Raw genomic sequence first — 25,768 nt, 5'->3', positions numbered from 1 at the left:
GCAGGTCACACGCCTCCCTGTCACATTCCCCGCGCCCTCCTCCGTCCATGAGGTGCAACCAGCAACGAGCGGTACGACCCACCCAGGAGCGCATCATCATGGACGCCCGTCTGAACCTGATGGCCAACCCCGTCGCCGGCAAGTTCCTCAAGCACATCAACTCGGCCGGGAAACTGCTGTCGGACTCCACCCTCCCGGCCGCGACACAGGAACTGGTGAAGCTCCGGGCCAGCCAGATCAACGGCTGCGGGTTCTGCACGGACATGCACAGCAAGGACGCCGAGGCCGCCGGGGAGAGCACACAGCGGCTGCACCTGGTCGCGGCCTGGCGCGAGGCCACGGTGTTCACGGAGGCCGAGCGTGCCGCGCTGGAGCTCACCGAGCAGGGCACCCGGATCGCGGACGCGGCCGGCGGGGTCACCGACGAGGCCTGGGCGCAGGCCGCCCGGCACTACGACGAGGAGCAGCTCGCCGCCCTCGTGGGCCTGATCGCCGTCATCAACCTGTACAACCGCCTGAACGTCGTCGTCCGGCAGCCGGCGGGCGACTACCAGCCCGGCATGTTCGGCTGACCACCGCGGACAGGGGCGGCCGGTACGGGGGTCCGGCCGCTCCCACCGAAGGGGGCGCGCCTCAGGGATGCATGCGCGCCCCCTTCAGTACTTTGTCCACCCCGTTGCGCGGGCCGTACACCGCGAGCCCGACCAGATCCAGACCGGCCGTCGGTACGGCGCGCACGGCCGCGCGGTTGTCGCGGTCGTTGCCGGTGGTGAACAGGTCGGCGGTGAACACGGCGCAGGGCAGGGCCCGCCCGAGCGCCCGCCCGTGGGCCGCGCGCAGGGTCTCCTTCTCCCCTTCGAAGACCAGCACCGGCTGCCGGAACATCGGCAGGTAACGGGTTCCGTCCGCGTCCTCGTAGGGCTCGCCGACCACCTCGGGGAGTGTCGCGCCCAGGCCGCTGACCAGGAACGCGGTGACGTTCAGCCGCTGCCAGGAGGCCAGGTCCGCGCGCAGCAGCACGGCGAGCTTGGTGTCGAACCGGATGGGCTCGGCGGTCTCGGAGGGGTTCGGTCCGGGGGTCGAGATGCTCATGGGACGAGACTGCCGATCACCGCCCCGCACCGTCTTGTACGTTGTTTGCATGGCCGCGAGCAGGGCCCCGGGCGAGGAAGTGAGCGCGTGGCGTCCCCGGGTGCCGGGCGTCACCGAGGTGTTCCACGCCCATTTCACCGAGTACGCCTACCCGATGCATGTCCACGACGCCTGGACGCTGCTCATCGTGGACGACGGCGCGGTCCGCTACGAACTCGACCGGCACGCGCACGGCACCCCCCTCGACACGGTCAGCCTGCTGCCGCCGCACGTGCCTCACAACGGCTCCCCCGCGACCCCCGGCGGCTTCCGCAAGCGGGTCGTCTACCTCGACAGCAGCCGGCTCGGCGAGGAGCTGATCGGGGCGGCCGTCGACGGGCCCGACCTGCGCGACCCGGTGCTGCGCCTGCGCGTCGGACAACTGCACGCCGCTCTCGCCAGGCCCGGTGACGAACTGGAGGCGGAGAGCAGGCTGACCCTCGTCGGGGAGCGGCTGCGGGGGCATCTGCGGCGACGCGTCGAACCGCCGACGGCCCGCCGGGATCCCGGTATCGCCGGAAAACTGCGGGAGTTGCTGGACGCCCGGCTCGCCGACGGCGTCTCGCTCGCGACGGCGTCCGGGCTGCTGCACGCCCATCCCGCCCATCTCGTACGGGCGTTCAGCGGCGCGTACGGCATCGCACCGCACCAGTACCTGATGTCACGCCGGGTCGGCCGGGCCCGCCGGCTGCTGCTGGACGGTCTGCCGCCCGGCGAGGTGGCGGCCCTGACCGGGTTCTACGACCAGGCCCATCTCACCCGCCATTTCCGGAAGTTGGTCGGGGTGCCGCCGGGCCGCTACCGGAGCGGGGCGCGCCGGGCGTCGCGGCCCGCGGGGCTCACTCGGCCGGACGCTCGATCAGGTGCTTGAAGGCGTCCAGGTTGCGGGTGGACTCGCCGCGGGAGACGCGCCAGGCGTACTCCTTGCGGATGGAGGTCGCGAAGCCCAGCTCCAGGAGGGAGTTGAAGGCTCCGTCGGCCGCCTCCAGGACCTGGCCGAGGAGGCGGTCGATCTCGTCGGGGGTGACGGAGGCGAGCGGGAGGCGCGCGGCGACGTAGACGTCGCCGAGGCGGTCGACGGCGTAACTCACGCCGTACAGCTTGAGGTTGCGCTCCAGGAGCCAGCGGTGGACGCCCGGCTCGTTCTCGTCGGGGTGGCGTACGACGAAGGCGTTGAGGGAGAGGGAGTGCCGGCCGACGAGGAAGGAGACGGTCGTGGACAGCTTGTGGGTGCCGGGCAGCCTGACCGCGTAGGTCCCGGGCTCGGGGTTCTCCCACTCCAGTTCGGCGTCCTGGAAGACGGCCTCCAGGACCTGTCCGGCCTTCTCGACATCACCCATGGTGGGAGCGTACGCGACGGCGGTACGACTGGGTCGCGGCCGTGTAGACGTCGGCGGTCGCCGCGGCCGCCGCGTCCCAGCCGAAGGAGCGGGCGTGCCGGGCGGCGGCTTCCCCCATGCGCGTGGTGAGGGCCTGCTCGTCGGCGAACCGGGCGAGGACGCGCGCGTAGTCGGCCGGTTCGTGCCCCTCGACCAGGAAGCCGGTCTCGCCGTCGCGCACCGCCACCGGCAGTCCGCCGACCGAGGCGGCGAGCACGGGGGTGCCGGCCGCCTGCGCCTCGATGGCGACCAGCCCGAAGGACTCGCTGTAGGACGGCATGACCAGCACGGACGCGGCCCGGAACCAGTCCGCGAGCTGCTCCTGCCCGACGGGCGGGCGGAACCGTACGACGTCCGCGATGCCGAGCCGGGCGGCCAGCTTCTGGAGGCCCTCGGGCTTGGCGAGGCCGCTGCCGCTCGGGCCCCCGACGACCGGCACGAGGATCCTGGTGCGCAGTTCGGGGCGTTCGTCGAGGAGGACGGCCACCGCGCGCAGCAGCACGTCCGGTGCCTTCAGGGGCTGTATGCGGCCCGCGAAGACGGGGATCAGGGCGTCCTTCGGCAGTCCGAGGCGGGCTCGGGCGGCGGCCCGGCCGTCGGCGGGGCGGAAGCGTTCCAGGTTGACGCCGGGGTGGACGACGGCGACCGAGCCTGGGTCGGCGTCGTAGTGCCGGACCAGTTCGCCGACTTCGTCGTCGGTGTTGGCGATCAGCCGGTCCGCGGCGGCGACGATCTGGGTCTCGCCGATGACCCGGGCGGCGGGCTCGGGACGGTCGCCGGCGGCCAGATTGGCGTTCTTGACCTTGGCCATGGTGTGCATGGCGTGCACCAGGGGGACGCCCCAGCGCTGGGCGGCGAGCCAGCCGACGTGGCCGGAGAGCCAGTAGTGGGAGTGGACCAGGTCGTAGTGGCCGGGGCGGTGGCCGGCCCAGGCCTGCATCACGCCGTGCGTGAAGGCGCACAGCTGGGCGGGCAGCTCCTCCTTGGCGAGGCCCTCGTACGGGCCCGCGTCGACGTGCCGGACCAGGACGCCGGGGGCGAGCTGGACGGTGGGCGGCAGATCGCCCGCGGTGGCCCGGGTGAAGACCTCCACCTCGATGCCGAGCGCCGCGAGCCGCTGGGCCAGCTCGACGATGTAGACGTTCATGCCGCCCGCGTCGCCGGTGCCGGGCTGGTGCAGGGGTGAGGTGTGCACGGAGAGCATCGCGACCCTGCGGGGCCGGCGGAGCAGCCGTAGCCTGGGCGCGGCGGACGGGGAGCGGCGCCCGAGCCTGCTGGCGTACTGGCTCACGTGGCGGTCCTCCTTGCTGCGGGCATGCCGGACGGAGGACTCGCCTGCGCCCTCCAAGGGGGTGCAACAGCAGGTGGGGGGCCGGCCATTTCCGGAACAAGCCGCTTTACCGAATCATTACTTTTACTGGCTCAACCCCGTCCCCCTTTACCCTCGTACCCATGGCAACCCGCGCATCCGCCCTCCGCCCCGTGGGGACCGTGACGCGCGGCACCACCAACCCCAACCGGCTGCGCCGCATGGACCGCTGGATCACGGCCGTCCACGGCGCCGAGCTGCGTCGTGCCGCCGAGCCGGTCGCCGTCGACCTCGGCTACGGCGCCGCCCCGTGGACCGCCGTGGAACTGCTCGGCAGGCTGCGCACCGCCGCCCCGGACACCCGTGTCGTCGGTATCGAGATCGAGCCCGAGCGGGTCGCGGCGGCGCGGCCCTACGAGCGCGAGGGGCTGGTCTTCCGGCACGGCGGCTTCGAGGTCCCGGTGACCGGGCGGCCGCTGCTGATCCGCGCGGCGAACGTGCTGCGCCAGTACGACGAGGAGCAGGTCGCCGCCGTATGGGAGCGGCTGTGCGCGCGGCTGGCCCCCGCGGGCGGCGGCTCGCGCGGGGGGCTGCTGGTCGAGGGGACGTGCGACGAGATCGGGCGGCGGCACGTATGGGTGGCGCTCGGGCCCGAGGGGCCGCGGACCGTCACCTTCGCCACCCGGCTCGGCTCCCTGGAACGCCCCTCCGACCTCGCCGAACGGCTGCCGAAGGCGTTGATCCACCGCAATGTCCCCGGTGAGCCGGTGCACGCCTTCCTGCGCGACTTCGACCGCGCCTGGGCGGCGGCCGCGCCGTACGCCGCGTACGGCGCCCGGCAGCGCTGGCTGCGCACGGTGCGCGCCCTCACCGCGGACTGGCCGGTGGCGGACTCGCCGGCCCGCTGGCGGCAGGGTGAAGTGACGGTGGCCTGGGGGGCCTTGGCGCCGCGCGGCTGAAGCCGTTGAAACCACCCCTTCGAGTGGGCGGGCAACGGAACGGATCCGGCGCGTCGTTCGTCAGACGGGCGAGATGATCGTCGCCCTGGCCGTGACGTGGGGGAAATCCGACTTTCCCACGGGCTCTGTCGCTTTGCGCGCGGCCGTGGCACGATCCCTCGGGCATCGCCAAGTTACTGACGGTAAATCAGCTGGGGGTAGGTATGGGTACGGGCAAGCGCGGTCTGCTCGCGGCCGCCCTGACCGTGGTCTGCGCGGTGGCCGTACTCGCGGCGCCCGGGACCGCTCTCGCCGCGCCGGCGCCCCCGCAGGACACCGGTCCGGCGGCCGGTCCGAGCCCGAGCCCGGTGCCGGACAAGGATCTTGAGCAGGTCCGCGAGAAGCTGGACAAGCTCTACCACGACGCGGCCGTGGCCACCGACGCGTACAACGCGGCGGAGGAGAAGACGAGGAAGCAGTCCGCCGAGATCGTCTCGCTGGCCAAGAAGATCGTGGCCGGACAGCAGAAGCTCGCGCAGCTCAAGGACCAGGCGGGCGCGGCGGCCCGGGAGCAGTACCGCACCGGAGGGATGCCGCCCACCGCCCAGTTCCTGCTCAGCGACGACCCGGACCAGTTCCTGGACGGCGCCGGTCTCGTCCTCCAGAGCCAGCAGGCGGCCAACCATCTGATCGGCGAACGGACCGAAACCCAGCAGCAGTTGCGGGACTACGCCTCGGACGCGGCCGCCCAGTGGAAGAAGCTGGAAGCCGACCGCAAGGCCAAGGCGAGCGCCAAGAAGAAGATCCAGCAGCAGATCGACGCGGCGAAGAAGCTGGAGTCGTCGCTGGAGGAGAAGCAGCGGAAGAAGCTCGCGCAGCTGGAGCAGAAGGCCGCGCTGAAGGCGCAGACCGCCTGGCTGGACACCGGCATCCTGGACAGGATCCACGGCAAGGCGTCCGCGGCGGGCGAGAAGGCCGTGGCGTTCGCCACCGCCCAGCTCGGCAAGCCGTACGTGTGGGGCGCCGCGGGCCCGGACTCCTTCGACTGCTCGGGGCTGACCTCCCAGGCGTGGGCCGCGGCCGGCCGCCCCATCCCGCGCACCTCCCAGGAGCAGTGGAAGCAGCTCAAGCACATCGACGTCAAGGACATGCGGCCCGGCGACCTCGTCATCTACTTCGACGACGCCAGCCACGTCGCGCTGTACATAGGGGACGGGGCGATCATCCAGGCCCCGCGTCCGGGGCGTTCGGTGACGGTCGCGGGCGCGGGTTCGATGCCCATCCTGGGGGTCGTACGCCCCGACGCGTGACGCCGTCGGCCCCGACGGCGGGGGTGTGAGCGGCGTCGCGTGAGCCGCGTTATACGGCTTTCGCCCAGGTGACACCGGTCATGTGACCCACCGCACCGCCAACCCCCGCTCAAACCGGGGCAGGGCGTGAGCTTCGTCATCCCCCGGGGCCCGGTTCGCTGTCCAACTGCGTTACGGAAAGCGGCATATGACAGTGGCCTGCGCCAGAGCGACGCGGCTCACACCATTCCATCGGGGTGGTCCCACCCGCTATGGTCACCCGTCGGTGGGTCGAGACCCCTCGACACCGCCGTGCCCTCGGGGGGAGGGAAGGAACCCAGGACGATGCCCGTACCCGTACCGCGGCAGAGAGCGATCCCGGCCGTGGAGAGTGGTCAGGCGCAGGCCGCCGGCGCCGTCGGCGGCCCCCTCAAGGAAGAGGCCCACCGCGACGCCGCGCCCACGAGCGGCGCCACTCTCACGCTGCTGCTGATCGAGGACGACCCGGTCGGCTCGCCGATCGTGCCCGAACTGCTGGACTCGGCCGGCAAGCCGGTCCGCGTGCGCACCGCCCGCAACCTCACCGAGGCCGAGCGGCTGCTCACCGACGACGTCCACTGCATCCTGCTGGACCTGGCGCTGCCCGCGCCGGGCGGCAGCGACGCCGACGACGAGCTGGCCGTGCTCCACCACGTCCTCCAGCTCGCGCCCCGGCATGCCGTGCTGGCCCTGACCGGCTCCGGCGACGCCGAGCGCGGCGCGGAGGCGGTGCGCGTCGGCGCGCAGGACTACCTCGTCCGGGACGAGCTGGACAGCCGGCTGCTCAGCCGCGCCGTCCGGTACGCGGTGGAACGGAAACGATCCGACACCGCGGAGCGCCGGCTCACCGAGAGCCGGCTGCGGGCGCAGGAGAACCGGCGCCTGCAGCGGGGGCTGCTGCCCACGCCACTGCTCGACGGCTCCTCGCTGCGGTTCGCGGCCCGGTACCGTCCGGGCCGCTCCCGCGCGCTGCTCGGCGGCGACTTCTACGACGCCGTGCGCACCCCGGACGGCACCGTGCACGCCATGATCGGCGACGTCTGCGGGCACGGCCCGGACGAGGCGGCGCTCGGCGTGGAGCTGCGCATCGCCTGGCGTGCGCTCACCCTCGCGGGGCTGTGCGGGGACCAGCTGCTGGGCACACTCCAGGAGGTGCTGGAGCACGAGCGCGCCGACGAGGAGACCTTCGCGACGCTGTGCACGGTGGACATCGCGCCCGACGGCCGCCACGCGGGGCTGTGTCTGGCCGGCCATCCGGCCCCGCTGCTGGTGCGCCCCGACACGCCCGCGCGACTGCTGCCGTACGACAACAACGGTCCCGCTCTCGGGATGCTGCCCGGGGCCCGCTGGCCGCGGGTTCAGGTGGAGCTGGGCGCCGAGTGGAGCCTGATGCTCTACACCGACGGTCTGATCGAGGGCCGCGTCGGGGCCGGCGGGGAGCGGCTCGGCCAGGACGGCATGGTGGAGATGATCCGCCGCCAGCTCGCCGAGGGCCTGCGGGGCGAGGAGCTGCTGCGGGCCGCGGTGCAGGAGGTCCGCCGGCTCAACGAGGGCGAGCTGACGGACGACGTGGCCGTGGTGCTGCTGGACCGGACGGCGTAGGCCGGTTCGGGGGACCCGGCCGGCCGACGCGCGGTGCCGCTAGCGGCCGCCGTTGTACGGGCCGTACGGGCCGTCGCTGCTGCTGCCGCCGCGGCGGCGGCCGTAGCCTCCGCCACCGGTGACCTGCTTGAGCGCGGGGCGTACGTCCACGATGTAGACGATGCTGGCGACGGCGCCGGCGATCGGCAGGATGGCCAGGACCGAGAAGATGACGCTGGCGATCAGGGCGATGCCCAGGATGATCAGCCAGAAGACCTTGTTCTGCTTGTCAGCCGCGCGGAAGGCGTCCTCGCGCCGCACGGCGGCGTCGACGAGCGCGAAGGCGGCCAGGGCCATGAGGACGATCTTCAGGATCCCCATGAATCCCGCGAAGCCCAACATCAGCATGCTCGCCACCGCCCGTTTCCGCCGCTCGGTCCCTACGCCGCAACCGTACCCATAGAACGGGCGGAACGGGCCGGACACCCCAAAGATGACCGGCCCGCCACCGCCCGCGCGGTCACTTGGCCGGCGGGGTGGGCTTCTTCGTGGTGGCCGTCCTGCGGGCGGTCGGGGCCTTCCTGGCGGCGGCCTTCTTCTCCGCGGCGGCCTCGGGCGTGGCGACCTTGGGCCGGCCGGCCTCGTCCTTGACCGCGACGGGCTCGGGCTTGCCCTCGACGACGATGGCCAGTTCCTCGATGTCCTCGGCGGCCTCGCCGCGCCAGGTCTTCACGGCCGACTCGCCGTGCTCGGCGACCTTCTCGTACGTCTCGCGGGCCTTGACCGCGTACTCGGCGGCGACGCCCACACCGCGCAGGGCGAGGTCCTGGGCCTGCTCGCCGAGCTTCTTCAGGTCCACGTCGAAGCCGCCGATCAGCTCGGTGACCTTGGCCTGGAGGGTCTCCTGGGCCTCCTTGGCCCGAGCGGTGGCCTTCTCCTGCACGGCCTTCGGGTCGGTGCCGCGCACCTTCTCGATCCGGGCCGGGGCCTCGGCGCGCAGCTGCTCGACCAGTGCGGGCACCTTCTTGGCCTGCTGGAGGGCGAGGTCGGCGGTGCCGGCGGCGAAGTAGAGCGGAGTCGGGTCGCTGAGGGTCTTGCGCAGGTCGTCGGTGATGGCCATGGTGATCAGGTCCTCCCGGATCTCGCGTTCGGCTGAGGTGGTGTGGTTCGCGGTGGGCGCCCGGTGCCCTGGTCCGGCGTCAGCCGGCCGTCCGCCGCGAGCCGGCATCGTCGTCGTCCGTTCCCCGCTCCGCGCCGTCCTCACCCGCGGGTTCGCCGGCCCCGGATCCGTTCTCCTTGCGGAAGGACTCGTAGATCTGGAGCAGCACCTGCTTCTGCCGCTCGTTGAGCGAGGGGTCGGCGAGGATGACGGCGCGCGTCTCGACCTCGTCCCGGTCCCGCTCGGCGTCGAGGATCCCGGCGCGGACGTACAGCGTCTCGGCGGAGATGCGCAGGGCCTTGGCGACCTGCTGCAGCACCTCCGCGCTCGGCTTGCGCAGCCCGCGCTCGATCTGGCTCAGATACGGATTGGACACCCCGGCCGCCTCGGCGAGCTGCCGCAGCGACAGCTGGGCGTTCCGCCGCTGCTCGCGCAGGTACTCACCGAGATTGCCGACGTTCAGCGATGCCATGCCTCCACCATGCCCCAACCCCGCTAACAATTGCAAGCAGGTGCTTGCAATTGTGTGCCGGGTGTCGCCGGGAGGCGGCGTTGTCGGTGGTGTCCTGTCTCCGCGATGTGTGGGCAGTCCCGCTCTTCTGCAGGCATGTGCGACCGCGTCCCGGTCATGTGTAGGCAAGTTCTGAGTCCGGACGAGTACATCGAGCTGCTGCCCCGCTGTCGGCGGCGCATCAACTCCTACGGTGTCCGTCTGGGCCACCGCCGTCTGGCGGCACCTTCGCACCGCCCCGACACCGATGGGCGAACTCGCCTGGGGCCACGCCCGCCGCATCCTGGCCCAGCACGGCACCGACCCGGCGACCGGGGACGAGATCGCCGAGGCCGCCGTCGCTCTGCTGGACCGCGCCGCCGACGGCCCCAAGGACAAACCCGCGAAAGCGTCCCGTGCATCGCGTCGGGGCCGCAAGGTCGCCGCCCGGACCCGGGCCACCGCCGAACCTTCCTGGCCCCGGCCCGACGAGCCGGCCGAAGAGCCCGCCGCCGAACCGGTGGAGACGGACGAGGACGAACTCGCCGACGTGATCCCGCTGGAGATCTTGCCTTGTTCTTGCCTCGAAGATCGGTCCCTTGGAGGCTGAGGCATGCAGAATCTGCCGACATTCGTTTTTGTTCATGGGGCCTTCGCGAATTCGTTCTCGTTCGCACCGCTGCAGGCCGAGCTCGCCTTGCTCGGGCACCGCTCGGCCGCCGTCGACCTTCCGGGGCACGGATTCGAGGCGACCTTCCCCGCGACCTACCAGGCTCCTCAGGATCTCGACGCACTCGCCGCAGAACCGGGGAGCATCGAGGGAGTCACGCTCGACGACAACGCCGCCAGCGTGATCGAAGCCCTCGAACGGGCCAAGCGGAACGGGCCCACCATCCTCGTCGCCCACAGCAGGGGCGGCATCACGACCACCGCCGTCGCCAACGCCCGGCCCGAGCTGATCGACCGGATCGCTTACGTCTCCGCCTGGTGCCCCGTCGATCTGGGCGTGAGCGACTACTACGCCCAGCCGGAGATGGCGGACGTCGACGCGGGAGCCTTCGCTGCCACACTCGTCGGGAACCCCGTCGAACTCGGTCTGCTCCGGACCAACTTCCGCACCGCCGACCCGGCAGCGCTCGCCGCGTTCAAGCGAGCGCTCGCCGCCGACCTCACCGATGACGAGTTCCGGACCTTCCTGAACACCTTCCAGCCCGATGAAAACCTTGATGTCGGTACGTCCACCGACCGGGCACAGGCCACGACCTGGGGCCGGATTCCCAAGACCTATGTGCGCCTGGCCAACGATGCCAGCCTTCCGCTCGCCGTGCAGGACCGCATGATTCGCGAAGCCGACGCACTCACACCCGACAACCCCTTCGACGTCCAGACACTCGAGGGCAGTCACCTGCGCTGGCTCGTCCACCCGAAGCCCGCCGCCAAGCTGCTCGCAAACCTCGCAGCGCGCTGACACTCCACCAGGCAACCGGCGGTGCTACAGGGGCAGTGCCGTCAGTCTTCGCGTGATCGCATGAGCCTGCACGGGCCAGCGCACCGGCACGCCCCGGCCCAGTCAGGCCCCGCCAGGCTCTCCACCACCAGGAACGCCAGGCCGATCGGTGGACTTTCGCGATGCGCACCCCAGAGGCGGCTGCCCACGGTCGAGCTGGGCAGGAGGAGCCCGTTCGTCCCACTCAGCCGTAAGCACCACAGCTCAGAGCCCCACCATGCCCACAGCCATCTGGGACAGGACACGTGGGCTCTGCCAGGGTGTCCGTCGTGGACGAACTGGTGGAGCGTGTCGACGATCAGGATCGTGTGCTGGGGGTGGTCAGCCGCCGGCGAGCCGTCCGGGAGGGCTGGCCGCACCGGGTCGCCGCGACGGTGTGCCGTGACGAGCGGGGGCGGATCCTCGTCCACCGTCGGTCGGCGCGGCTGTCGCGCTTTCCCGGGCTCCATGAGGTCGTGGTCGGTGGCGCCGTGGGGGTCGGCGAGTCCTATGAACAGGCCGCCGCGCGGGAGCTGGCCGAAGAGCTGGGCATTCATGTGCTGCCGCGCCTGCTGTTCACGTTCCTCAACCGCGGCGGTCTGAGCCCGCACTGGCTCGGCGTGCACGAAGCCGTGGTGCCGGACGCCGTGGTCCCCGATCCCGACGAGGTCGCCTGGTACGGCTGGCTGACCGGGCCGGAGCTGCGGTCGGCCCTGCTGAAGTGGTGCTTCACCCCCGACAGCCACGAAGCCTTCGGCCGGTATCTCGCCCACCGGACCGCACGGTCCTGACCATGGGCCGGCGGGCGGACGTCCGCGGGACGGGACGGCATATAGTGCCCTCCGTCCGAGAGGGAGCAGCACGCGATCAGGTGGGTGGTGCGGATGCCGGGGCGGCTTCCGGCGGGGGAACAGGACGGGCTTCGGGATGTGCTCGGACGGAACGAGGTGCTGGTCGACGTGCTGGGCAGGGCCGCAGAGCTGGGGCTGCCCGGGTGGTACCTGACGGCAGGGTGTCTGTTCCAGACGGTGTGGAACGTGGTGACGGGGAGGCCGCCGGGCCACGGCATCAAGGACTACGACCTCTTCTACTTCGATGACACCGATCTGTCCTGGGCGGCGGAGGACGCGGTGATCCGGGCGGGGCGCGAGGTGTTCGCGGGGGTGCCCGCCGAGGTGGAGATCCGCAATGAGGCGCGGGTGCACCTCTGGTACGAGCGGAAGTTCGGGGTGCCCTGCCCGCCGTACGGGTCGACGGAGGCCGCCATCGACTCGTTCGCGGCGACGGCCTGCTGTCTGGGGGTGCGCCTGGAGGCCGGCGGTGAGTGGGCCGTCTACGCGCCGCACGGGCTCGCCGATGTGTTCGGGCTCGTCCTGCGGCCCAACCCGGTGCTCGCCCCGCGCGAGGTGTACGAGGCCAAGGCCGCGCGGTGGAAGGGGGAGTGGCCGGAGCTGACCGTGCTGCCGTGGAGCGGGTGAGGAGGCCGGCGGCGACCCGGCGGGTGCCGCCCGCCCCGGCCGGCGGCACGCCCCGGCACCCGGGCGCCCGGGTGCCGGGGCGCGTCAGCTCTCCCGCGGGCCGCGCATGTTCCGTACCTGCGGGGAGAGCAGCGCCGCCGCCGTCGCCAGCGTGATCAGCGCCGCGCAGCCCGCCAGCGCCCGCCCCGGCCCCACCGCCGCGGCCGTGGGGCCCGCCACCAGGAGGCCCAGCGGGGCGAAGGAGAGGGAGCCGAACCAGTCGTAGGAGCTGACCCGGGAGAGGGCGTGCTCGGGGACCTCGCGGTGGATGGTCGTGGCCCACAGGACACCGAAGACGTCGCTCGCGAGGCCCGAGGCGAACATCGCCGGGACGATCGCCCAGAGCGGGGCGGGCAGCGCGAGGAGGGCGACCGGCACGGCGGCGGGGAAGGTGCACAGGACGGCCACGAGGAGGGGGCGGGAGACCCGTACCCGGGCGGCCAGGCCCGCACCCGCGACGGTGCCGACCGCCTGGGCGGCCACGACGACCGACCACGCCCGCGCGCCGCCCAGGTGCCGTGTGGCCATCAGGGGGCCCAGGACCCCCGCGTTGGCGTTGAGCGCGGCGACCACGAGGGCGTACTGCGCGACCACCACCCACAGCCACTGCCGGGAGGCGAACTCCCGCCAGCCCTCCTTCAGTTCGGTCCAGCCGGAGGAGGCGCCGCGGGGCCGCCTGGGCACCCGCAGCCGGGCCGTCAGGGCCGCGCTGACCACGAAGGAGACGGCGTTCAGCGCGAGCGCCCAGCCCGCGCCCACCACCGCCACGGTCACCCCGGACAGGGACAGGCCCAGCAGCAGGGAGGTGTTGGTGCCCACCCGCAGCAGGCCGTTGGCGCGCTGGAGGCGCTCCTTGGGGACGAGGAGCGGGACGAGGCCCTCGGAGGCGGGCGCGAACAGGGCCGTCGCCGTGCCCGCCAGGACGGCGAGGACGCACATCGCGGGCAGCGGGGCCACGCCCGTCAGCACCATCGCGGCCAGTGCGCCGTACGCCCCCGCGCCGAGGACATCCGCCAGGGCCATCAGCGCCGAGCGGGACATCCGGTCCGCGATCACCCCGCCCACCAGCACGAACAGCAGCTGTGGCAACGCCTGGCAGGCCAGGACCAGCGACAGCCGGCCGGGGCCCGCGCCGGGCAGCGCGAGCACGGCGAAGGCGAGGGCCACGCGCGCGAAGCCGTTCCCCAGCACGGAGACGACCCGGGCGCACAGGAGGAGGGTGAAGCGGGTGTCCCGCCACAGCGGGACGGCGGTTTCGTCCGGGAGGGGTTTGCTCGAAGACAGCGTCACGGAGGCGGAGCCTAGGGGCGGCCGGGCGGGCACGTACCGGAACCGGTCAGAATCGGAGAAGCGGTTCTCCCGCGCCCCCGGCTACCGTGGCCCGCATGGACGCCGCCAACGCCGCCCCCGCCGCCGACAGCCATGACCTGATCCGGGTGCACGGAGCCCGCGAGAACAACCTCAAGGACATCAGCGTCGAGATCCCCAAGCGCCGTCTGACCGTGTTCACCGGTGTCTCCGGCTCCGGCAAGAGCTCGCTGGTGTTCGACACCATCGCCGCGGAGTCGCAGCGGCTGATCAACGAGACGTACAGCGCGTTCGTGCAGGGCTTCATGCCCAGCCTCGCGCGGCCCGAGGTGGACGTCCTGGACGGACTGACCACCGCGATCATCGTGGACCAGCAGCGGATGGGCGCCGACCCGCGCTCCACCGTCGGCACCGCCACCGACGCGGGCGCGATGCTGCGCATCCTCTTCAGCCGGCTCGGCACCCCGCACATCGGCTCGCCCAAGGCGTTCTCCTTCAACGTGGCCTCGATCAGCGGCGCCGGCGCGGTCACCGTGGAGCGGGCCGGCCGGCAGGTCAAGGAGCGGCGCAGCTTCAGCGTCACGGGCGGCATGTGCCCGCGCTGCGAGGGCCGGGGCACCGTCACCGACCTCGACCTCACCCAGCTCTACGACGACGGCAGGTCGCTGAACGACGGCGCGCTGACCGTGCCCGGCTACAAGGCCGGCGGCTGGAACCACCGCCTCTACGCCGAGTCGGGGCTGGTGGACCCGGACAAGCCGATCCGCTCGTACACCAAGCGGGAGCTGGCCGACTTCCTGCACCGCGAGCCGACCCGGATGAAGATCGCGGGGATCAACATGACCTACGAGGGTCTGATCCCGCGCATCCAGCGGTCGATGCTGGCCAAGGACCGGGAGGGGATGCAGCCGCACATCCGGGAGTTCGTGGACCGGGCGGTCACCTTCACGGTGTGCCCGGACTGCGCGGGCACCCGGCTGACCGAGGCGGCCCGCTCCTCGAAGATCGCGGGGATCAGCATCGCGGACGCGTGCGCGATGCAGATCAGCGACCTCGCCGCATGGACGCGGGAACTCGCCGAGCCGTCGGTGGCACCGCTGCTGGACTCGCTGCGCGGCACCCTGGACTCGTTCGTGGAGATCGGCCTCGGCTACCTCTCGCTGGACCGCCCCGCCGGCACGCTGTCGGGCGGCGAGGCGCAGCGCGTGAAGATGATCCGGCACCTCGGCTCCTCGCTCACCGATGTGACGTACGTCTTCGACGAGCCCTCCGTCGGCCTGCACCCGCACGACGTCCGGCGGATGAACGGGCTGCTCCGGCGGCTGCGCGACAAGGGCAACACGGTGCTCGTGGTGGAGCACAAGCCCGAGGTGATCGCGATCGCCGACCATGTGGTGGACCTCGGCCCCGGCGCGGGCACCGCGGGCGGCACGGTCTGCTACGAGGGTGACCTCGCGGGGCTGCGGGCCGCGGGCACCCTCACCGGGCGCCATCTGGACGACCGGGCCGCGCTGAAGGAGACGGTGCGCGAGCCCACCGGCGCGCTGGAGATCCGCGGTGCCACGACGCACAACCTGCGCGGCGTCGACGTGGACATACCGCTCGGGGTGCTGACCGTGATCACCGGCGTGGCCGGGTCCGGGAAGAGTTCGCTGGTGCACGGGTCGGTCCCGGCCGGCGAGAACGTCGTCTCGGTCGACCAGGCGCCGATCCGCGGCTCGCGGCGCAGCAACCCGGCGACGTACACCGGGCTGCTGGACCCGGTCCGCAAGGCGTTCGCCAAGGCCAACGGGGTCAAGCCCGCGCTGTTCAGCGCCAATTCGGAGGGGGCCTGCCCCAACTGCAACGGCGCGGGCGTCGTCTACACCGACCTGGCGATGATGGCCGGGGTGGCCACGACCTGCGAGGAGTGCGAGGGCAGGCGGTTCGAGGCATCGGTGCTGCGGTACCGGCTCGGCGGGCGGGACATCAGCGAGGTGCTGGCGATGCCGGTGGCCGAGGCGGCGGAGTTCTTCGGCGCGGGCGAAGCGCACACCCCGGCGGCCCACCGGATCCTCGGCCGGCTGGCCGACGTCGGCCTCGGCTACCTCACCCTCGGGCAGCCGCTCACCACCCTGTCCGGCGGCGAACGGCAGCGCCTGAAGCTGGCCACGCACATGGCCGACAAGGGCGGTGTCTACGTCCTGGACGAGCCGACCACCGGCCTCCACCTGGCCGACGTCGACCAACTCCTCGCCCTGCTCGACCGGTTGGTGGACTCCGGCAAGTCGGTCATCGTGGTGGAGCACCACCAGGCGGTCATGGCCCACGCCGACTGGATCATCGACCTCGGCCCCGGCGCCGGGCACGACGGCGGCCGGATCGTCTTCGAGGGGACCCCGGCCGACCTGGTCGCGGCCCGCTCGACGCTCACCGGGGAGCACCTGGCGGAGTACGTGGGGGCGTGAGGTTCAGGCCGCCGCCGACCAGTCCGCCAGGATCCGGAAGTCGGCCTCCGTCAGGCCGTACCGGTGGTCCACCCGGTGCAGGAGCGCCGGTCCCGGGTGGTGCGCGGCGGTCCAGGCGCGGTCGGCCTCGGTGATCTCGTCGTCCACCCAGATGAAGGCGCGGCCCGCCGCCCAGGCGACCAGTGGGCGGGTCTTCCAGTGCGGCGGACCGGGCGGGCCGTCCTCGTCCGGCCACCGCACGACGGGCAGCGCGGGCAGGCCCAGCCAGGGCGCGAGCACGGCGTTGGCCTCGTCCAGCCAGGTGGTGGCCCACACCAGCTCGCAGCCCAGGGCGGCGAGGCGGCGGCCGAGCGCCGGGTCGACGCGGGTGAGCAGCGGGTGTCCGCCGGCGGGCACGGGCGGGCCGTCGTGGACCGGGTACGCGCGGTCCGCCGCCCCGAACGGGATGAGCGGGCCGTCGACGTCGAGGAAGAGCAGCATCACCGTCCAGGATCGGCCCCGGAGCGGCTTGAGGGAAACCCCCCTCGCCTCACCCCTCGAACCCCCGCGCCTTCAGCATCTCCTGGCCGGCCGAAGGCAGTCGTGATCTCCTTCGCGCCCGGGACGGGCACGACCCCCCGGGCGAAGACGGGGAAGCCCAGGTCACGCACCTCGGCGAGATCGCGGACCAGTCCGTCGGCGACGAATCCGGCGGTGCCGCCCCGCCGGGCCCACGGCGCACACGTGGCCGCCGGGCGGGGCGTACCGCGGATCGCCGGACCCGACCACGGTCACCGAGCCGGGGGCGGCGCGGTGGACGGCCGCGTGCAGCACGAGGTTGTCGCCGGGCGGACAGCTCACGGTGAGCGCCGGTCCCGCCGGCCGGGGCACCGGCCCCCGCAGCGGCCGTATCCCGATGTCCATGACCTGCTCCACCCCGAGCAGATCGGCGAGGGTGGTGGTGGGATCTCCCGGAAGGCGGCGAAGTCCGCTGCCTCGTCGGCGCGTTGTGCGAGTCCGGTCATGTCCGGCACGCTGCCCGGCGCGCCGCTCAGAACGGCAGCGGCCGCCCGTGCACCACGTCCAGGCGCGACACCGCCCGGGTCAGCACCACGTACAGCCGGTGCGCGCCCCGCTCCTCCGCCTCGGCGACGGCGGCCGGTTCCACCGCGATGACGTGGTCGTACTCCAGCCCCTTGGCCACGCTCGCGGGGACGAGGGCCAGACGGGCGCCGAGGGCGTCGGGGGCGGCCGGATCGAGGCCCGCGCCGGAAAGGGCCCGTGCCAGGGCGGGCACGTCCGCGTCGGCCGCGATCACCCCGACCGAGCCCTCCCGGCCGAGGGCGCGGCGGGCGGCGGTCACCGTGGCGGCGAGGACGTCCTCGGCCGGACGCAGGGTCAGCTCCCCTTCGGCGCGCAGGGATCTGGCGGGCGGCACCGCCACGTCGAAGCGGGCAAGCAGCCGGTTGGCCAGGGCCACGACCGCCGCCGGCACCCGGAACCCGGTGGTCAAGGACACCACCGCCGCGTCCGGCCGGCCGAGGTGGCCCAGTTGCGCGGACCAGTCCCGGGCGGCCCACGGCGCGGTGCCCTGGGCGAGGTCGCCGAGCACGGTGAGCGAGCCGAAGGCGGCCCGGCGGGCGATGGCCCGGCACTCCATCGGCGAGAGGTCCTGCGCCTCGTCCACCACGATGTGCCCGTAGCCCGCGGGGTGTTCGATCAGCCCGGACAGCTCGTCCAGGAGGACCAGGTCGGCGGCCGACCAGCGGACGGACTTGAACGAGCGCGGCGGGCGCGCCCACAGCAGCGCCTCCCGCTCGCCGGGTTCCAGCAGTCCCCGCGCCGACCGCTCCAGCACCTCCTTGTCCGTGAGGAGCCGGGCCAGCACCTCCTCCGGGCGGACCTTCGGCCACACCAGGTCGAGCTGGGCGGTGAGCGGCCGGGCGTGCTCCATGCGCCGCACCCAGGCGGCCGGCAGCACCCCGGAGCGCCGTTCGGCGAGATGGCGCAGCCGTCGTACCACCCGGGTGCGCACCCGCTCGCGGCCGACGGCGTACGGCGGCTCCTGCGCGCGCACCTCCCTTACGATCGCGGCGAGTTCGGCGGCGCTCACCCGCCAGCGGTAGGAGCCGTCGGGCACGGCGAGGTCGCTCACACCGTCCGTGGTCACCCGCGCGTACAGCGCCCGGCGCAGCACCTCGGCCATGCGGGGGTCGTGTTTGAGGGCGGCCGCCGGCGCCGGGTCGGTGCCGGTGACCGGATGGCGGGCGATCTCGTCCAGGAGGGTGGACTGGCGCACGCCGCTCTCGCCGAGCGCGGGCAGTACCTCGGAGATGTAGGCGAGGAAGGTGCGGTTGGGGCCGAGGATCAGCAGTCCGGCGCGCTGGAGCCGCTTGGGGTGGGTGTAGAGCAGGTAGGCGGCGCGGTGCAGCCCGACGGCGGTCTTGCCGGTGCCGGGGGCGCCCTGTACGCACACCGAGTCGGCCAGGGCGGCGCGCACGAGGTCGTCCTGCTCGGGCTGGATGGTGGCGGCGATGTCCCGCATCGGGCCGACGCGGGGGCGCTCCAGTTCGTGGGCGACGATGCCGTCCGGCCGGAGCGTCCCGGCCGCGGTCCCGCCACCGCCCGCGCCACCGTCCTCCAGGTGCTCGTCCTCGAAGCCGGTGAGGTCGGCCGTCTCCCCGGTGCTGCCGGGTGCCCAGCCGAACCGCCGGCGTACCGCCACGCCCTGGGGATCGCGGGCGCTCGCCTGGTAGAAGGCTCGGGAGACCGGGGCCCGCCAGTCGACCACCAGGGGCGGGGCGGCGGGGCCGTCGGTGATCCGCAGCCGCCCGAGGTGGAAGGGGAGTCCGCCGTGCTCGGGGTGGTCGCGGGCGAAGTCCAGGCGGCCGAAGAACAGGGGCCCCGGCGGGAGTTCGCGCAGCGCCTTGGCCTGGCTGCGCAGCAGGTGGCCGAGGACCTCGGCGTCGGCGCCGGAGGCGGAGACGTCCTCGCCGATGACGACCTGCTCCGCGGCGCCCTCGATCATCGCGGCGAGGGCGGTCCGGCAGTCGTCGTGGTGGGCGCGCTCGGCGCGCAGGGCGTCGGTGAGGGCGGGGCGTGGCGTCATGCCGCCCAGCGTACGGTAAATCGTTACCGAGTTAAATTTTTAACCCGATCTCATAAGCTGCTGCCGTGCCGCTCACCCCTCGGCCGACACACCCGCCAGCCGCCCGAACGCCCGCTCCGCCGCCCGCACCGCCTCCGGCGCGATGTCGGCGACCTTCTCGCCCGCCGCGATCCGCCGCCAGTTGTCCAGGGCGAGGATCCGCTGGACGGCGATGATCTGCCCGGCCGCGAGCCGGGCGTCCAGATCGCCGCCGAGCGCCTCGGCGAGGGCCGCCTCCGAGCGCTCCTGGTGCCGGTAGGCGCGCGCGACCAGGGACGGGGTGCCGTAGAGCAGGGCGTGGAAGGCGAGCACCTGGGGGTGGTCGTTGAGCCCGGTGACCGGGTCGCGCCGCTCCAGGCCCGCGAGGAAGTGCCGGCGCAGCGCGTCGACCGGGTCCGGCTCGCCCGCGACCACCCGCGCGGCCTCCGCCTCGTGGTCCGCGATCCGGTGCAGGACCAGGTCCTCCTTGGCCGGGAAGTACCGGAAGAGGGTCGGCTTGGAGATGCCGGCGGCGGCGGCCACCTCCGCCACCGACACCGCGTCGAAACCCCGCTCCAGGAACAGCCGTACCGCGACGTCCGAGATCTCCTGGAACATCCGCTGCCTCTTGCGCTCCCGCAGGCCCGACCCGCGCGGCTCCGTCTCGTCCATGGGGCGAGCCTACGCAGTGCTCAGCCGAGCTCCAGCCGCGGCAGCCCCAGCCGGGGCAGCCCCCACGGGCGCCCGGACAGCCCCAGCGAGGCCGTCGCCGCGGCGAGCGTCATGCCGTACGACGCCAGCGCCCGACGCACGTTGGGCGCGTCCAGGCTGGATCCGGTGACCAGGCGGTCGAGGTCGACGTAGGCCGAGCGCACCAGCTCGATCCAGCGGTAGACCCGCCAGTCCGTCTGCCAGTCATGGGTGTACCGCGCGTCCAGCCGGGCCGCCCAGCGGCGGAACATGCGGTCGCGGATCTCCGGCCGGGTCGGGGTGAGGTGCATGTGCCGGACCAGTTCGTACAGCGGGTCCCCGACCAGGGCCATCTCCCAGTCGATGAGGGTGAGCGGGGGACCGTCGTCGCGGCGCACCAGGTTCCAGGGGTTGAGGTCGCCGTGCAGCAGGGCGGGGGCCCGGTCGAAGACGCGGTGGCGGGCGAGGATCTCGCGCAGCCGGGGCGCGTCCGGCAGGCCGAGGAAGCGAGCCGCCTGCTGGGACCGTCTCGGCAGCGCCTCGACCATTGCGACGAGCTGCTCGCAGAGCCAGCCGTGGAATCCGGGGCGGCCGCCGAGCGGGTCGATGCCGGCCGGGTCCACCCCGGTCAGCGCGGCCAGCTGGTCGACCAGGTGGTCCGCCTCGTGCGGGCGCAGCCCGTCGACCGGGTGGTCGGGCCGGCGGCCGAGGTCGCGGGCGCCCTCGTAGGTGTGGACGGAGAACCGGTCGCCGCGGTACCGGTGGGCCGGGTCGGTGGCGTGGCTGGTGCCCAGGGCGAGGACCCGGGGGGCGGCGACCGGCACCCCGGACCGTTCGATGGCGGCGAGGACGGCGTGCTCGCTGAGGAAGCTGCGCTCGCGGCGCAGGACGACGGTCACCTCGCGCCGTACGACGACGGGGAAACCGGTGCCGGGCACCCGGAGCACGGTGGTGAGGTGGGCGGCGCCCTTGAACACCCGCTCGGCCGGGGCGGCGCCCTCCAGGAACAGGGCGTCGGCGACCGCGTGGTGCGGGAAGTCGGGGTGTTCGGGGACCCGCCGGTCCGGTGACCAGGCGATGGCCCGGGGGCGCCGGCCGGGCCGGGCGGCGCCGCGCCGGAAGAGGATCCGTTCGATCTCCCCGTCACCGGGCACCCGGCCGAGCCGCAGCGGTTCGGCGGCCGCGCGCAGGGCGTCGCCCACGATGGCGGTGGCCCGTTCCAGGGAGCGCGGGTCGAAGGAGCGGCCCAGGGCGCGGACGGCCCGGACGACCTCGGTGTAGAGGGACTGGGCGTGTTCGAGGGCGAGGTAGTGGGGCAGGTCCTTGCCGAGTCCGGCGACGGCGGCGGGCCGGGCGCGGGCCACCGCGTCGGCCCAGGCGCGCACGACCGCGGCCCGCTCGGGTTCCGGGCGGCGCGTGCGTACGAGGTGGACGGCGAGGTCGTACAACGGGTCGCCGAAGCCGGCCAGTTCCCAGCCGGTGCAGTGCAACCCGTCCTCGGCGTTGATCAGTTGGGTGCGGCGCAGATCGCCGTGGAGCAGGACGTAGGGGCGTCGGGTCAGCGCGGGCACCCGGTCGGCGAACCGGGCGAGCGCGTCCTCGGGGACGCCGAGCGCGGTGCACAGGCCGCCGTACCTGCGCCAGTCGGCCCTGCGGACCTGCCGGTCGGCGAGGTGGGCGACGGTGCGCAGGAAACCCTGGGAGTCGGTGTGGTTGCGCGGCCAGTGCGGGGGCAGCGGCGGCAGCGCGGTGCCGCGCACCTGGGCGAGGGCGGCGAGCAGCGCGGCGATGTCCCGCGGCGGCGGCCCGTCCTGGGGTCTGGGGCCGTCCACATGGCTGTGGATGACGTATCCGTCGCCGGCGGCCAGGCACTTTGGCGCCCGGGGCAGCACCCGGTGGACCGCGCGCAGGATCTCCGCCTCGCCGTCCCAGGTGCGCACCGCGGGCGCCGCGTCCGGGCGGGGCAGCCGTACGGTCACGAGCGTGCCCGGGGCCCGGCCGAGCAGACCGGCGAGCGGTTCGGTCAGCGGCAGTACGTGGTCGCGGTGGCGCGGGCCCTCGTGGGCCGTCCCCGCGGCCGCGGCACGGGCCACGAAGGCACGGCAGGCGGCGTCCGTCCGCATGGCTTCGGCGCGCTCCCCCACGACGGTAGGGGGAACCGACGGTGCGCCCACTGGCCGCTCCGGGATCGATCGCACAAAGGGGGAGGACCTGCCGGGCGGCAGTTCCGGGGAAACGCTATTCCCCCGTGGTGGCCGGTACGGCCTCCGGGCGCGGTGGAGTAGCCCAACGGGTGGTCCGCCGCTCGGCTGTGCCGATCCGGCGAGCGGGGCCCGGCACCTCGCCGCACCCCGCGCCCGTGTACCCGCGGCCGGACGGTGACCCGGTCGCGTGTCCGCATGCTAACCGACCCCGCGCCCAGCCCTGAGCAGGCGCAGCAGCGGTTCCAGCGACCGTACGACGTGCTCGGCGCCGGCCGTGCGCAGGGGCCTCTCCCGCGCCTCGTCGCGGGCGTAGCCGAGGAAGGGGACCCCGGCGTCGCGGGCGGCTGCGAGGTCGGAGGGGGCGTCGCCGATCATCAGGGCGGCGGCCGGGGCGGCGCCCATGGCCTTGAGGGCGCGCAGCAGGCAGTGCGGGTCGGGCTTGAGGTGGTGCAGGTGCTCGGTACGGCCGTACAGGTGCGGGGCGAAGCAGGCGGTCAGGCCCCGGGTCTCCAGGTAGCTGCGCACCACGCGGGGCGAGTTGTTGGTGGTGACGGCGAGCCGGGTGCCGACGGCCGTCCAGGTGCGGATCAGCGGGTCGGCCCAGGCGGTGGGCAGCGCGGAGGCGGCGGCCCGCAGTTCCTCCTGGGTGAGGCGTTCCTCGAGGCCGGTGACGAGGTCGCTGCCGGGCCGGCGGCGGCCCACCGCGCGCAGCACCACCTGGGGGTCCGGGGTGCCGCGTTCGGCCGGGGTGAGCAGGCCGTGCAGGCCCTGCCGCTCCAGCCAGGCCACCAGGTCCGCGGCGATCCGCTCGGCCTTGTGCGTGGCGAACAGCCGGCAGATGGGTCCGTCGAAGTCCCAGAGCACGACCCGGGCGGAAGTGATCAGTACACGAAGCTTCTCGATCTCGCTCGCATCAGAAGTCGTATCAGAAGTCACTAGGAGAGTGTCAGGTCCGTGGAGATGGTTTCCCAGAGGGCGTCGAACCACTTCTGCGATTCCTCCACGAACGCCGTGTCCCGCTGCCCGGCGGCCCGCTCGAAGGAGAAGAGCAGGGACTCGGAGCCGACCGCGTCGTACATCTCCAGCATCCCGTCGTCGGTGGCCTCGGCGCGGCGCGTGATCATGTAGTGCGCGAAGAGGGCCTCGGACCCGTTGAGCAGGTACAGCTTCACCGGCGGGGTGAACGGCAGGGCCCGGAAGGCGACATGGACGTCGATGTCGTGGGTGCCGCGCAGGGCCTGGAGGTTGTACTGGAGCACCTGGCCCTGGGCGTTGCGCATGGCCAGCCAGCGCTGGTGCACCGCCTCGTCCTCGGCGCTCCCGGCGTCGACCGAGACCGGGAAGGCCAGGTTGATGTCCCGCGACGGCAGCAGGATGCGGACGTCGATCCGCTCCGGGTTCAGCTTGCCCTCGTGGATCAGGCGCAGCGGTTCGCCGAGGGCCGGGATCAGGCTCTGCGCGGTCAGGCAGACGGCGTCGACGCGCACCCGCTGCGCCGCGAACGCGTCGGTCAGCCGGGGCGCGAGCGCCACCATGGTCGGCTGGGGTTCGCCGGCTCCTGAGCGCTGCTCGGCGACTCGTGGCGGGCTGCCCTTGGTGACGCCGCTGAGCAGGCCGTCCTGCTGGAGCACCCGCAGCGCCTGACGCACGGCACCGCGCTCGACGCCGAACTCCTCGGCCAGCTCGGCCTGGGTGGGCAGCCGTTCGCCCGGCCGCAGGATTCCGGCGCGCATGCGCTCACGCAGGACTCCCGCGATCTCCTGGGGGCTGCGTCTGCCACCGCCGTTGACTGCCATGTGCTCCTGGGCCACCACCAAACGTTACAACTTCCATCCATCTATGGGGAGTTGTCGAAAGGTTGTTTATGCGGTGCCACCAAGTGGAGACAACTCCAACGGATCACCCAGCCAACTTCGCCGAGTTGGCGGAAGTTCGCGCGGAGGCCGATCTTGGCCGGTTTCGACTCCCTCGCACGGATCAGCCGCAGCCGGCCTTGCCGCCCCCGACCCCGGTGAGCACCGCTCCGTGCGCGGGACGTCCAGGGCCTGCCGGAGTCGCGCTCCGGACCCACGGCCGGACCCCGCGACTTCTCGCCAACTTGGGGAAGTTCGGCGACAGCTGGTTATGAGACGCCCCCCAACGGAGATAACTGGAGATAAGTTGGCAGCCAACTCGGCTGACATGGTCAAGCTTCCCAGTGGTTGGCCGTACCGGGCACCGATCCGGAGGGGAGCCGGGAGCCCGGACCGGGGACGGCCGGCGAAGCGCACAGCCACAACTGAAGACGCGAACAACTGAAGACGCCGACAACTGAACACGACGCGCACAGCCACAACTGAACACGGTCACGACCGAGGACCGCACAGCACAGCCACAACTGAACAGCTCGCTACGGATGAACACTTCGCCGCCGCCGACGAGGGGAGCGGTCAGAAGTCGTCCGGGCACCATGGAAGCCTGGGCGAGCGGAACAGGGCGTCGGCCTGCCGGGCGGCGCCCTCTCGCTCTTCCCGCACCCGGCCCAGCGCGGCCAGCCGCAGCGCCGACCGCCCGCCGAGCCATACGGACGCCAGCTCCTGGACCCCGAGGGTCAGATCGGGGCTCGCGGTGGTGGCCGTGCAGGAGGCGCCCTGCGGTGAGACCTCCAGCCGGTAGCGCCCGCCCGCGCAGCCGGCCTCGTCCGCGATCTCCAGCACCAGCGCGCCCTCGTGGTCGTACCCGCGCGCCTCCAGAGCCCGCACGACGTCCAGGATCCGCACCCACAGCATGTCCGCGTGCTCGGTGATCCGGGCGGCGCGCGGGTCGGGCAGGAAGCACGGGAGCAGGTCGTCGGGGCCGCGACCGCCGCTGTCGACCTTGGTGATCCAGTCGATGGAGCACAGGTGGTGCCACAGCGCGCGCTCGGCCGCCGGGGTGGTCCCGAAGAGCCGCACGACGCGCGCGGTCTGGTCCGGCTGCCGGCCGGTCCAGGTGTCGTCGCTCCGGTACGACACCAGGCCCTGGGCCTCACCGGACGCCGAGCGGTAGAGGGCGTGCGTCGGCTCCACGTAGTCGGCGTGGGCGCGCAGCTCGCCGGTGAACTGCTCCCACCACAGCTCGTCGCGGCTGACCGCGCCGGGCTGTGCCCGGCGGAACCGGTCGAAGAGCTCGGGGCCCAGCTTGCGCACCTCCGCGCCGTCCAGCAGCTCGATCCGGCCGCCGTCGTCCGGGCCCGACCAGCGGCGGTCGAGGCCGGCCCGCGGGACGTCGACGGTCCACCGGGACGTCCAGGTGGCCGGGCCGAAGCCGAACCGGCCGTAGATCGGGTACTCGGCGGCGAGCAGGGTGGCGACGACGTCCCCGCGCTCCCGGGCCGCCGCGAGGTCCTTCGCCATCATGCGGCTCAGCAGGCCGCGGCGGCGGTGTGTGGGGCTGACGGTCACCCCGCTGATGGCGTCGGCGGGGACCACACCGCCGCCCACCGTGGTCAACTCCTGCTCGAAGGAGCGGAACGTGGCCACCCAGCGGCCGCCGTCCACGGCCCCGAGATAGCGGCCCGGTGTGAACTTCCTTCGCCGGGCGTCGAGTTGCTCACGGGCCAGGGCCGAGGACTGGGTGAAGCCCACGGCGAGGGCGCGCTGCCAGTCGTCGAAGTCGGCCTCGGTGGCGGTGCGGACGTCGTTCATGAGCCCACGGTAGGCATCCGTCCCGCCGGC

24 protein-coding genes and 1 pseudogene are annotated in these 25,768 nt (G+C 73.3%); 10 read left to right on the top strand and 15 right to left on the bottom strand.

The annotated features are described in order from the left end of the window. Positions 1-98: 98 nt before the first annotated feature. Complete coding sequence (locus VT52_RS20245; protein WP_046419675.1) at positions 99-572, top strand: carboxymuconolactone decarboxylase family protein; 474 nt, start codon at positions 99-101, stop codon at positions 570-572. 61 nt (positions 573-633) lie between these two features. On the opposite strand, the gene VT52_RS20240 is transcribed toward VT52_RS20245, so the two are convergent. After that, positions 634-1,092 (bottom strand): DUF2000 domain-containing protein, encoded by a 459-nt coding sequence (locus VT52_RS20240; RefSeq protein WP_063888342.1) that lies wholly within the window; start codon positions 1,090-1,092, stop codon positions 634-636. A gap of 49 nt (positions 1,093-1,141) precedes the next feature. Here VT52_RS20240 and VT52_RS20235 point away from each other — a divergent pair, with 49 nt between their 5' ends. Next, a complete protein-coding gene (locus VT52_RS20235) occupies positions 1,142-2,002 on the top strand; it encodes a helix-turn-helix transcriptional regulator (RefSeq protein WP_046419678.1) in 861 nt (286 codons plus the stop codon). Here VT52_RS20235 and VT52_RS20230 read toward each other — a convergent pair. Together VT52_RS20230 and mshA are read right to left on the bottom strand one after the other, a co-directional pair. Then, positions 1,971-2,471 carry a type III secretion system chaperone family protein gene (locus VT52_RS20230; protein ID WP_046419680.1) on the bottom strand — a complete coding sequence of 167 codons (501 nt, stop codon included), beginning with the start codon at positions 2,469-2,471 and terminating at the stop codon, positions 1,971-1,973. The two genes, VT52_RS20235 and VT52_RS20230, sit on opposite strands and share 32 nt — an antisense overlap. Next, on the bottom strand, positions 2,464-3,801 hold the full coding sequence (gene mshA, locus VT52_RS20225) for a D-inositol-3-phosphate glycosyltransferase (protein WP_206306567.1): 1,338 nt from the start codon (positions 3,799-3,801) through the stop codon (positions 2,464-2,466). The genes VT52_RS20230 and mshA overlap by 8 nt, the downstream gene beginning before the upstream one ends. A gap of 161 nt (positions 3,802-3,962) precedes the next feature. Between mshA and VT52_RS20220 the strand changes: the two genes are divergently transcribed. From VT52_RS20220 to VT52_RS20210, 3 genes are all read left to right on the top strand, one after another. Continuing rightward, on the top strand, positions 3,963-4,778 hold the full coding sequence (locus VT52_RS20220; RefSeq protein ID WP_079175147.1) for a class I SAM-dependent methyltransferase: 816 nt from the start codon (positions 3,963-3,965) through the stop codon (positions 4,776-4,778). A 203-nt stretch (positions 4,779-4,981) separates the two neighbouring features. Beyond that, positions 4,982-6,067 (top strand): C40 family peptidase, encoded by a 1,086-nt coding sequence (locus VT52_RS20215; RefSeq protein ID WP_046419687.1) that lies wholly within the window; start codon positions 4,982-4,984, stop codon positions 6,065-6,067. Between the two features lie 324 nt (positions 6,068-6,391). Then, positions 6,392-7,687 carry a PP2C family protein-serine/threonine phosphatase gene (locus tag VT52_RS20210; RefSeq protein ID WP_046419689.1) on the top strand — a complete coding sequence of 432 codons (1,296 nt, stop codon included), beginning with the start codon at positions 6,392-6,394 and terminating at the stop codon, positions 7,685-7,687. Between the two features lie 39 nt (positions 7,688-7,726). On the opposite strand, the gene VT52_RS20205 is transcribed toward VT52_RS20210, so the two are convergent. The 3 genes from VT52_RS20205 to VT52_RS20195 form a co-directional block, all read right to left on the bottom strand. Beyond that, positions 7,727-8,074 carry a DUF2516 family protein gene (locus tag VT52_RS20205; protein ID WP_046419736.1) on the bottom strand — a complete coding sequence of 116 codons (348 nt, stop codon included), beginning with the start codon at positions 8,072-8,074 and terminating at the stop codon, positions 7,727-7,729. Positions 8,075-8,186: 112 nt separating this feature from the next. After that, complete coding sequence (locus VT52_RS20200; RefSeq protein WP_046419738.1) at positions 8,187-8,786, bottom strand: ATP-grasp domain-containing protein; 600 nt, start codon at positions 8,784-8,786, stop codon at positions 8,187-8,189. Between the two features lie 79 nt (positions 8,787-8,865). Then, the gene (locus VT52_RS20195; RefSeq protein ID WP_046419692.1) at positions 8,866-9,297 is read right to left on the bottom strand and encodes a helix-turn-helix domain-containing protein; all 432 of its coding nucleotides are present in this window, start codon (positions 9,295-9,297) and stop codon (positions 8,866-8,868) included. Positions 9,298-9,529: 232 nt separating this feature from the next. On the opposite strand from VT52_RS20195, the gene VT52_RS20190 reads away from it, so the two are divergent. From VT52_RS20190 to VT52_RS20175, 4 genes are all read left to right on the top strand, one after another. Next, positions 9,530-9,925 carry a hypothetical protein gene (locus VT52_RS20190; protein WP_206306566.1) on the top strand — a complete coding sequence of 132 codons (396 nt, stop codon included), beginning with the start codon at positions 9,530-9,532 and terminating at the stop codon, positions 9,923-9,925. 3 nt (positions 9,926-9,928) lie between these two features. Then, complete coding sequence (locus tag VT52_RS20185) at positions 9,929-10,783, top strand: alpha/beta fold hydrolase (RefSeq protein ID WP_046419697.1); 855 nt, start codon at positions 9,929-9,931, stop codon at positions 10,781-10,783. A 299-nt stretch (positions 10,784-11,082) separates the two neighbouring features. Next, entirely contained in the window at positions 11,083-11,592 is a 510-nt protein-coding gene (locus VT52_RS20180; protein ID WP_107481387.1) for an NUDIX domain-containing protein, read from the top strand. Between the two features lie 93 nt (positions 11,593-11,685). Beyond that, the gene (locus tag VT52_RS20175) at positions 11,686-12,279 is read left to right on the top strand and encodes a nucleotidyltransferase family protein (RefSeq protein WP_046419700.1); all 594 of its coding nucleotides are present in this window, start codon (positions 11,686-11,688) and stop codon (positions 12,277-12,279) included. A gap of 84 nt (positions 12,280-12,363) precedes the next feature. Here VT52_RS20175 and VT52_RS20170 read toward each other — a convergent pair whose 3' ends face one another. Beyond that, a complete protein-coding gene (locus VT52_RS20170; RefSeq protein ID WP_167377713.1) occupies positions 12,364-13,608 on the bottom strand; it encodes an MFS transporter in 1,245 nt (414 codons plus the stop codon). 95 nt (positions 13,609-13,703) lie between these two features. On the opposite strand from VT52_RS20170, the gene VT52_RS20165 reads away from it, so the two are divergent. After that, positions 13,704-16,073: an ATP-binding cassette domain-containing protein gene (locus VT52_RS20165; RefSeq protein WP_046419703.1), complete on the top strand. Its 2,370-nt coding sequence runs from the start codon at positions 13,704-13,706 to the stop codon at positions 16,071-16,073. 3 nt (positions 16,074-16,076) lie between these two features. On the opposite strand, the gene VT52_RS20160 is transcribed toward VT52_RS20165, so the two are convergent. The 8 genes and pseudogenes from VT52_RS20160 to VT52_RS20130 all read right to left on the bottom strand — a co-directional run bounded on the left by VT52_RS20160 (position 16,077) and on the right by VT52_RS20130 (position 25,738). Next, on the bottom strand, positions 16,077-16,553 hold the full coding sequence (locus tag VT52_RS20160; RefSeq protein ID WP_046419705.1) for an HAD domain-containing protein: 477 nt from the start codon (positions 16,551-16,553) through the stop codon (positions 16,077-16,079). 59 nt (positions 16,554-16,612) lie between these two features. Beyond that, positions 16,613-17,077: pseudogene (locus tag VT52_RS35815) on the bottom strand (RraA family protein); the annotation flags it as partial. Between the two features lie 26 nt (positions 17,078-17,103). Further along, positions 17,104-19,161 carry a HelD family protein gene (locus tag VT52_RS20155; protein ID WP_046419707.1) on the bottom strand — a complete coding sequence of 686 codons (2,058 nt, stop codon included), beginning with the start codon at positions 19,159-19,161 and terminating at the stop codon, positions 17,104-17,106. 72 nt (positions 19,162-19,233) lie between these two features. Next, the gene (locus tag VT52_RS20150; protein ID WP_046419710.1) at positions 19,234-19,851 is read right to left on the bottom strand and encodes a TetR family transcriptional regulator; all 618 of its coding nucleotides are present in this window, start codon (positions 19,849-19,851) and stop codon (positions 19,234-19,236) included. 20 nt (positions 19,852-19,871) lie between these two features. Then, the gene (locus VT52_RS20145; RefSeq protein ID WP_053055468.1) at positions 19,872-21,992 is read right to left on the bottom strand and encodes a phosphotransferase family protein; all 2,121 of its coding nucleotides are present in this window, start codon (positions 21,990-21,992) and stop codon (positions 19,872-19,874) included. A gap of 279 nt (positions 21,993-22,271) precedes the next feature. Then, positions 22,272-23,009: an HAD family hydrolase gene (locus tag VT52_RS20140; RefSeq protein WP_240509822.1), complete on the bottom strand. Its 738-nt coding sequence runs from the start codon at positions 23,007-23,009 to the stop codon at positions 22,272-22,274. Next, entirely contained in the window at positions 23,009-23,890 is an 882-nt protein-coding gene (locus tag VT52_RS20135) for a winged helix-turn-helix domain-containing protein (protein ID WP_240509821.1), read from the bottom strand. The genes VT52_RS20140 and VT52_RS20135 overlap by 1 nt, the downstream gene beginning before the upstream one ends. A 612-nt stretch (positions 23,891-24,502) precedes the next feature. Next, the gene (locus VT52_RS20130) at positions 24,503-25,738 is read right to left on the bottom strand and encodes a GNAT family N-acetyltransferase (RefSeq protein WP_046419715.1); all 1,236 of its coding nucleotides are present in this window, start codon (positions 25,736-25,738) and stop codon (positions 24,503-24,505) included. Positions 25,739-25,768 lie beyond the last annotated feature (30 nt).

This window comes from Streptomyces malaysiense (genome assembly GCF_000980885.2).
Lineage (GTDB): Bacteria > Actinomycetota > Actinomycetes > Streptomycetales > Streptomycetaceae > Streptomyces > Streptomyces malaysiense.
Note: the sequence above shows the minus strand (reverse complement) of the source record. Positions and strands in the feature narration are given on the sequence as shown.

Coding starts and splice junctions, on each gene's coding strand:
- VT52_RS20245 (WP_046419675.1), top strand. CDS start 99: ATGGACGCCCGTCTGAACCTGATGGCCAACCCCGTCGCCGGCAAGTTC.
- VT52_RS20240 (WP_063888342.1), bottom strand. CDS start 1,092: ATGAGCATCTCGACCCCCGGACCGAACCCCTCCGAGACCGCCGAGCCC.
- VT52_RS20235 (WP_046419678.1), top strand. CDS start 1,142: ATGGCCGCGAGCAGGGCCCCGGGCGAGGAAGTGAGCGCGTGGCGTCCC.
- VT52_RS20230 (WP_046419680.1), bottom strand. CDS start 2,471: ATGGGTGATGTCGAGAAGGCCGGACAGGTCCTGGAGGCCGTCTTCCAG.
- VT52_RS20220 (WP_079175147.1), top strand. CDS start 3,963: ATGGCAACCCGCGCATCCGCCCTCCGCCCCGTGGGGACCGTGACGCGC.
- VT52_RS20215 (WP_046419687.1), top strand. CDS start 4,982: ATGGGTACGGGCAAGCGCGGTCTGCTCGCGGCCGCCCTGACCGTGGTC.
- VT52_RS20210 (WP_046419689.1), top strand. CDS start 6,392: ATGCCCGTACCCGTACCGCGGCAGAGAGCGATCCCGGCCGTGGAGAGT.
- VT52_RS20205 (WP_046419736.1), bottom strand. CDS start 8,074: ATGCTGATGTTGGGCTTCGCGGGATTCATGGGGATCCTGAAGATCGTC.
- VT52_RS20200 (WP_046419738.1), bottom strand. CDS start 8,786: ATGGCCATCACCGACGACCTGCGCAAGACCCTCAGCGACCCGACTCCG.
- VT52_RS20195 (WP_046419692.1), bottom strand. CDS start 9,297: ATGGCATCGCTGAACGTCGGCAATCTCGGTGAGTACCTGCGCGAGCAG.
- VT52_RS20185 (WP_046419697.1), top strand. CDS start 9,929: ATGCAGAATCTGCCGACATTCGTTTTTGTTCATGGGGCCTTCGCGAAT.
- VT52_RS20175 (WP_046419700.1), top strand. CDS start 11,686: ATGCCGGGGCGGCTTCCGGCGGGGGAACAGGACGGGCTTCGGGATGTG.
- VT52_RS20165 (WP_046419703.1), top strand. CDS start 13,704: ATGGACGCCGCCAACGCCGCCCCCGCCGCCGACAGCCATGACCTGATC.
- VT52_RS20160 (WP_046419705.1), bottom strand. CDS start 16,553: ATGCTGCTCTTCCTCGACGTCGACGGCCCGCTCATCCCGTTCGGGGCG.
- VT52_RS20155 (WP_046419707.1), bottom strand. CDS start 19,161: ATGACGCCACGCCCCGCCCTCACCGACGCCCTGCGCGCCGAGCGCGCC.
- VT52_RS20150 (WP_046419710.1), bottom strand. CDS start 19,851: ATGGACGAGACGGAGCCGCGCGGGTCGGGCCTGCGGGAGCGCAAGAGG.
- VT52_RS20145 (WP_053055468.1), bottom strand. CDS start 21,992: ATGCGGACGGACGCCGCCTGCCGTGCCTTCGTGGCCCGTGCCGCGGCC.
- VT52_RS20130 (WP_046419715.1), bottom strand. CDS start 25,738: ATGAACGACGTCCGCACCGCCACCGAGGCCGACTTCGACGACTGGCAG.